This is a genomic window from Brevibacillus borstelensis (assembly GCF_003710865.1).
Lineage (GTDB): Bacteria > Bacillota > Bacilli > Brevibacillales > Brevibacillaceae > Brevibacillus > Brevibacillus borstelensis.
On sequence record NZ_RHHO01000096.1, the window covers coordinates 1 to 785 of the forward strand.

Here is a 785-nt window from a genome sequence, read left to right on the forward strand (position 1 = left end):
AGCTGGATGAAGCAGACATCGCCCGTTTCCAAAACGAGCTGGGCGATATGGGCTACAAGTTCCAGTTTGTCACGCTGGCCGGCTTCCACGCCCTCAACTACAGCATGTTTGAACTGGCACGGGGCTATCGCGACCGCGGCATGGCTGCTTACTCTGAGCTGCAGCAAGCGGAGTTTGCGAGCGAGGCGTACGGCTACACGGCTACGCGCCACCAGCGGGAGGTAGGCACCGGGTATTTTGATGAGGTCGCGCAGGTAATTGCAGGAGGCACATCGTCGACGACGGCATTGACTGGTTCTACTGAGGAAGAGCAGTTTACTCACCATTAAGGTGTTTAATTAAAGTAAATAAAAAGGGAAAGGACCAGGGATAAGCTCTCTGGTCCTTCGTTTGCAAAATGCGCGAAATCGCCCTATAATAGAAGGAGTGTAAACGAATATGTCCCCGTAGCTCAGCAGGATAGAGCGTCAGTTTCCTAAACTGTAGGTCGGAGGTTCGAATCCTCTCGGGGACGCCATTGGAAAAGTAGAAATGGCGCGGGTTTCAGCTGGATAGCTACCCGCGCCATTCTTTTGTTAATGTCTGTTTGCAAACATTTTGCAAAAGTCGAAATTTCGGGCGCTTATTGAATACTTTTAAACTAATAATATTTTTCCGGTCCGTTTATTGCTTTCAGCAAACTGCACTGCTTCTTTTACGCAATGCAAAGCAAATCTTTCGGTAGGTGCTGTGAAATTAAGTTGACCATTTTGTACAAGTTCGATGACCTTCTCAAAAGTGTCGTG

At 48.5% G+C, this 785-nt stretch carries 1 protein-coding gene, 1 tRNA gene and 1 pseudogene; 2 read left to right on the top strand and 1 reads right to left on the bottom strand.

Annotation, left to right across the window (positions count from 1 at the left end):
- Nucleotides 1–329: pseudogene (locus EDM54_RS25965) on the top strand (isocitrate lyase); the annotation flags it as partial.
- Nucleotides 330–440: 111 nt separating this feature from the next.
- Nucleotides 441–517, top strand: a tRNA-Arg gene (locus EDM54_RS25970).
- Between the two features lie 118 nt (nucleotides 518–635).
- Here the strand turns inward: EDM54_RS25970 and EDM54_RS25975 are convergent.
- Nucleotides 636–785: zinc-binding dehydrogenase (locus EDM54_RS25975; protein ID WP_148040239.1), on the bottom strand; the 150-nt coding region annotated here is incomplete at its 5' end.